The sequence below is a fragment of the Sulfurimonas sp. RIFOXYD2_FULL_34_21 genome (assembly GCF_001830805.1).
In the GTDB taxonomy this organism is placed as follows: Bacteria; Campylobacterota; Campylobacteria; order Campylobacterales; family Sulfurimonadaceae; genus Sulfurimonas.
This window is the reverse complement of the sequence record NZ_MICH01000014.1, coordinates 63219-69550: the sequence shown is the minus strand read 5'-3', so window position 1 is coordinate 69550 and position 6332 is coordinate 63219. Positions and strand designations below refer to the sequence as shown.

General features: G+C 31.8%; 5 protein-coding genes. All 5 read left to right on the top strand.

Annotation, left to right across the window (positions count from 1 at the left end; all coding sequences use genetic code 11):
• On the top strand, positions 1 to 1351 hold a 1351-nt coding region (locus A2530_RS09865), incomplete at its 5' end, for a hypothetical protein (protein WP_294891512.1).
• Positions 1344 to 2486 carry a glycosyltransferase gene (locus A2530_RS09860; RefSeq protein ID WP_294883625.1) on the top strand — a complete coding sequence of 381 codons (1143 nt, stop codon included), beginning with the start codon at positions 1344 to 1346 and terminating at the stop codon, positions 2484 to 2486. The genes A2530_RS09865 and A2530_RS09860, both read left to right, overlap by 8 nt.
• On the top strand, positions 2473 to 3528 hold the full coding sequence (locus A2530_RS09855; RefSeq protein WP_294883626.1) for a methyltransferase domain-containing protein: 1056 nt from the start codon (positions 2473 to 2475) through the stop codon (positions 3526 to 3528). The genes A2530_RS09860 and A2530_RS09855 overlap by 14 nt, the downstream gene beginning before the upstream one ends.
• Positions 3519 to 5210 (top strand): carbamoyltransferase C-terminal domain-containing protein, encoded by a 1692-nt coding sequence (locus tag A2530_RS09850; RefSeq protein WP_294883628.1) that lies wholly within the window; start codon positions 3519 to 3521, stop codon positions 5208 to 5210. Before A2530_RS09855 ends, A2530_RS09850 begins: the two co-directional genes overlap by 10 nt.
• Positions 5211 to 5212: 2 nt before the next feature.
• Complete coding sequence (locus tag A2530_RS09845; RefSeq protein ID WP_294883629.1) at positions 5213 to 6316, top strand: radical SAM protein; 1104 nt, start codon at positions 5213 to 5215, stop codon at positions 6314 to 6316.
• The last annotated feature ends 16 nt before the right edge of the window (positions 6317 to 6332 follow it).

The following is a 6332-nucleotide window of genomic DNA, read 5'->3' as shown; positions in this document are numbered from 1 at the left end:
TTATAATTTACAAGCTTGTTACTATGACGGGCAAAAGATAGAGAGTGATTTGCCGAACCTTTTTCATTTGCCCATAGAGAATTTGCTTGAGGGTTTGGTTTATGGGCGAGAGAGAATCCCCTCTCAGATAGATTTTTCGGGCTTGGATATTTCGTCTAAGGTTAAAATGGAGATTTTAACTCATTTTAATATAACAATGGAACAGGCAAAACAGTACAGAGTGCAAATAAACTTAAAATATTTAAACGAAATAAAAAACTTCAAGCCTGATTTTAGCGAGCCGCTCAGATTTTATCTTATGGCAAACGACCAAACGACGGTAATGCAGTTCGTATCAAAAAACATAGCCGACGTTTTAAAAGACATGGGCTATGAAGTTTTGTATGACCTATATAGAGGTACCGAAGATGCTACATGTTTTAAAAAAATATATGAGTTAAAGCCGCATGTAACGATAAACATAAATCATTTAAATAATAAGTTTTTGAGTGACGATGTTTTTAATTTTGTCTGGTTTCAAGATTATATGGAGATATTAAAAAATGATGAAAATATAAAGTTAAGAGAGAGAGATTTTATATTTCACCTTATAAAGGATTTTGCAGATTTTTTAAGAATAAAAGGCATAGAATCTAAATATCAACCATTTTGTATAGATGAAACAAGATTTAAAAAAAGAGAAGATATCAAAAAAGAGAAAAAAATAGTATTTATAGGTTCTTCATATAGTTTTAGGATTGAGAAATTAAAAAACGATAGTAGTTTTAATGAAGTATTTGCAGATGCATTAAAAATATTTGAAGAAAAAAGTTGTTTAAAAAATTTAGAGCATAACGATAGTGATATACGCTACTTAATGAATAAGTATAATAAGAGTGAACAATATATAGCAGATATTTATGCTTATCTTACAAGAGATTACTGTGTAGAAAAACTGTGTAGCATTGAAACAGATTATCAAATTGAAGTATATGGATATGGATGGGAAAAAAATGATAAAGTCAAATCTTATTTCAAGGGTAAAGTAGAATACGGCGAAGATATATCAAAAATTTATAACAGTGCAACATATGGATTTTGCCCAGGCGGGTATGTATTGATGCAGAGAACTTTAGAGTGTGCTTGTAGTGAAACGGTACCATTAGTTCTTGATACAAGGGCTGACCTAGATAGTGAATATGACAAAAAACTAGAAGAATCGATAGAATTTTTTCATATTAAAGATTTAGAGGAAATTTTAAAAAAACCTTTGCCTAAAGATAAAAGATACGATTATGCAAAAGAGCAACACAGTTATAAACATCTTGTAAAAAGATATTTGAATATTATCAAAGAGAGAGTAAGTGGCTAACACTACGCTAGCGTTGTTTATGCCATCAAAAACATCTTTTTATGAAGGTTTGTTTGAGTCTATGAAAAAAGCTTTTGAGGTACATAACTATACTGTTGTCGGTGGCTGTGGGTTTTTAGAGAGCAATGAACTAATCTCTTTTATTGATACAAACAAGCCCAAAGTTTTTTTTGAAATGAATCGCTGTAAAAGTGAAATTAATAATTTTCCAAAAGAAGTATTACATGTATGTTGGTTGGTAGATTTATTGGGAAGAAGGCTTGAGGAGATAAAAGGAAGTGAGATAGTCTATTTTTTCAGTACGGAGTGGATGAAAGATTTTAAACCGTTATATAAATGTAAAATAGACTGGTTGCCGCCGGCAACGGATTCTGAAGTTTACTATCCGGTTTTAGATAGCAAAAAGGTTTTCCAATCTGTTTTTTTAGGTCATATTCCAAATCCGTGGAGTGAGGATTTGCTCCAAAGAGCTGTATATGAAGATAAGAATGAAAAAATATTATTTTTAGATATTTTAGAAAATTTTGAGCAACAATGGGCTAGTCAAGATAAGATAGTAAATAACGACTCCTATATGGAAGAAGTTAGTGATTGGTTCAAGAGTAAAAATTTATACGATATAGAAATTAGAGATAAGATACTCAGATATGATATAGGTTGCAGGATTATAAGAAAAGCAAGACGAACATACTTTATAGACTGGCTGCTGCAAAATGCAGATGTAAAGCCATTAGCTATATTTGGCGGAGCAAACTGGAAAAACTGGTCACAATATGAAGGGTTATATCAAAAAGAGCTGCATACGCCAAGTGAAATAAATAGTGTTTTTAATCAGTCAAATATTGTCCTTCATGAAGGAGTAGGGCTACATTTTAGAGTATTTGATGCAATGGCGACCGGAGTGCCTGTGTTAGTGAGAAAATCAGAACAAGATAGCCAATTCGGCGGGATAGGAACTATTTTTGAAGAGAATAAAGATTATGTTTCAATTGATATAAATAATTGTAACAACTTTAAAATAAGTCAAGAAAAATTAAACTCTATTGCCATAAGAGCAAGAGAAGAAGTACTGAAAAATCATACATGGTTTCATAGACTCTCAAAAGTTATAAGGGATATAGATGAACTTGAATGATAAAGAGTTTTTTTCACAAAGTGTTCATAAATATATTGTCTATAAAGATATAGATGAGACTTTGAAGAAATACAGAAAAAGAGTTTTAAGTGAATTACATTTAAGAAATCTTACGGAAGATTTTTTCAAAGATAGAGTCCTTATAGATGTAGGAACCGGATTTCAAGCTATTGTAGCATCTCAAATGGGTGCAAAATTTATTTATCATTTAGACCAAAGCAAATCACAGGTATTATGGATGCAAGAGTATTGTAGATTAAACGGAATTCATAATATTAAATCAATACAGTGCGATATTACAAAAAATATTCCAATTGAAGATAATAGTATTGATATCGTACTTTTTTTTGGTGTTTGGCATCATTTAATAACCCCAAGTGACTTCATACGACAATTAATTCCAAAACTACATGTAAAAGAGTCGTATGTTTGGTTGAGGGTTTACCGCTTTGGAAGTTGGAGTAGATGGTTAGTTGAGAATTTACGTCAAATATCAAAAAAAACAGATTTACATGTTATAGAGAATTTATTAAATATAAGATACCCTCACCTAAGCTCCGATCAATACAAAGGTGATGCGCTAGATGATTTGTTTGCTCCTGTTTGGGGAGCATTTCATCCTAGGCAATTTTATATTGAGTGTGTAGCTACTTTTATAAACTATAAAGATTTTGAATATAATTTTAACGATAATGATGAAAACTTTAGAGTTGACTTTAATCTCAACAATGAAAATATAGAATTGTTTAAGAAGTTTAATTTTCCTGATAAAGGTGAGTGTCAAACTGATTTTAAATTTAATAAAGATTATGAAATTGCTAATGAAATTCAAAATATCTTTAATAATTGGGATGAGGTAATAGGCAGTGATAATTTAGAAGATAAATTGATTACGCTATACGAATTAGTTCGCAAAAAGCCTATTTTTAATTTTTACACACAAGTTTATATAGAAGATAATAGTTGTGCCGATTTTACAAAAAGATTAGAATTGTTATTGCACATATTAAATACATTTAAAAAGGAACAAAAGTGTATATAGTAGGCATAAGCTGCGCAGGAGAGAGCGGAGCGGCATTATTTAAAAACAGTGAGTTAATTTGTGCTGCAAACGAGGAGAGGTTTAGCCGAATAAAACTTGACACTGCATTTCCTATCAATGCATTAGAGTGGTGTCTTAGTTATGCAAATATTGATAAAGAGAAAATAGATAGAGTTGTTTATGGTTTTTCTAGCGGCTGTGAGATACAAGAGGAAAAAATCAATTGGATTAGTGAATTACTTGCCATAGATATTAGTACAAAAGCAGGAGTAATTAAACATGAAAGAGTAATTACGGAGACGACTGTAGATCAAAAAAATTATGAAGAGTTTTTATCCAATATAAAAGTATTTTTTCTTAGAGATATCCCCATAACAAGAGTAAATCATCATATGTCGCATATTGCATCTGCATATATTCCCTCTTGCATGAGAGAAGCAATTGTTGTAACTGCCGATGGCAGAGGCGATTATAGTTCAGTTACGATAGGTATTGCATCTCCTGATGGTTATCGTGGACTTTACGCCGCGCCTAGTTGGAGCAGTTTTGGTTATTTTTATGGAAGAATGACAAAGCTATGCGGGTTTACTCCAAATAGGCATGAAGGAAAAGTAACTGGACTCGCTGCATTTGGGGATTATACTAAAGCTTTATCTTTTGTTCAAAAAATGATTTATATAGAAAATGGAAAAGTAGTTACAAATTTAGGGGATTATTATAAACCTTTTTTCACAAACTATTCAGATTTATTAGAAGAAGAAGCAAGAGAATTCAGCCGTGAAGATTTGGCATCGGCAACGCAATATCATCTGGAGAACATGGTTACGGAGCTTATTAGTTTTTATGCAAAAAAAACAAATATAAAAAATATAGCGCTTGCCGGGGGTGTGTTTTCAAATATCAGTCTAAACCAGGCTATTTATAATATTGATAAAGAGTTTGATGTTTTTGTCTATCCGAACATGGGGGATGCCGGTATATGTGTCGGGGGATGTTACGCTTGGCTTTGGAGTGAGAAAAGGATTTCTTCTAAAAAGATAGATTCGATGTATTTGGGATATAAGATAGATTCACAAAATATATTAAATCAGTTAAAAGCTTATGATTGTACGGCTTACAAACCTGATGATATTTACGCTACCGTTGTAGAGATGCTTAAAGAGGGTAAAACAGTCGGCGTAGTTCAAGGTCAAGCAGAATTTGGACCTAGGGCGCTTGGAAACCGTTCAATTTTAGCGTCACCGCAAAATGGCAATATTATAAAAAGAATCAATAAACAATTAGGGCGTGATATCTTTATGCCTTTAGCCCCTGTAATGATGCTTGATTTGGCTAGTGAATTTGTTGAGTTTAAAGATAAAAATAGTTTTGATAAAGGTTATTTTATGACAATGACTTTTAATGCAAAGCCAAAACTAAAAGAGGTTGCGCAAGCTGTGATACATGTTGATGAAACGGTTCGTCCTCAGTTTGTGACACTAGATAGCAATGAGTTTGTATATAATTTATTAAAAGCTTGGTATATAGAAACAGGATGTCCTGCACTTATAAATACATCATTTAATTCACATGAAGAGCCTATTATCAATGATGAAAAAGATACTCTTTCTTCCTTAGCAAAGGGAGTAGTTGATGTTGTCGTATCACCCCCTTATATAGTGCAAAAAATTTCTAAGAGTTAATTATGAAAAAAAAATCGCTTGTTGAGATTACCCAGACTCCAAACAGACCGTGTATTCACCCTTGGTTTTATTTATGGGTTAATGCTGCAGGAGATGCTACCGTTTGTCCGCAAAATAGAATTCGTTTAGGTTCGTTAGATAAATATTCAATAGAAGAGATTTGGAATACTAAAAAAATACAAGAGATAAGAGAGGACTTTTTAAAAGGCGAATATGAAAAAGCAGGTTGTGAGAGAGAGTGCCCTTACCTTAGGGGAGAGTATAAACATGCAACTAAAAATATCCCGGTTGAGGAACTAATTTTTCCAGATATAAATTTAGAGAAGTTAAAAACAGATAGTGAGTCATATACTAATGTCTTAAGGGCAATAGATGATTATAATTTAGATCTTGCACAAATAAGCAATAAGCCGGTTGTTTTTGATTGTCAAAACATATTAACATGTAATGCCGATTGCATTATGTGTGGACAGCCTCACTCTAGCAAGTTAAAACATTCTGAAATTATTAAAGAAAAAATTGCACAAGCAGGTAGATATCTCTGTTCTTTAAGATGGCAAGGCGGAGAAGTTTTTTTAGATCCTGATTTTATTTCAGATATTATAGATATTTCAAAAAAAGGTAATGCTAATTTAACACAGATAGTAATTACAAACGGCTCATTGTTAAATGATGAAAAAATAGATAGCATAATTCATCAAGCAGGTAAGTTCCAATTTATAGTATCAATGGATGGTGCATCAAAAGAGGTTGTTGATAAAATCAGACATAAACTAAAGTATGAAAAAATTATGAATACATTAATAATTCTGGCAAATAAACAAAAAGAGTTAAATATTTCAAATCTTGTTTTGTGGAATTATACGGTTATGAAGTCAAATATAGCAGAAGTCGCAATTGCAATAAAAGCTGCAGACAATCTCGGTATAAATATAAACCTAGCCGCTATACAAGGCAACTTTGCGGATGAGAATTTTTTTGAGTTTAATTTACTCTCTAAAAAGGAGTGGCTAAATTATATGGTAGAGTGGAAAAGTATTATTGATAGTGTCAAAATAAAAGTTAGCGGGTTAGATGGATTAAAGAATCGCTATAAATTTCAATAAAGATAATAGGAAAAAG

What these genes read in the sequence shown, in the direction of transcription:
- A2530_RS09855 (WP_294883626.1), top strand. Translation starts at nt 2,473, where the DNA reads ATGAACTTGAATGATAAAGAGTTTTTTTCACAAAGTGTTCATAAATAT.
- A2530_RS09845 (WP_294883629.1), top strand. Translation starts at nt 5,213, where the DNA reads ATGAAAAAAAAATCGCTTGTTGAGATTACCCAGACTCCAAACAGACCG.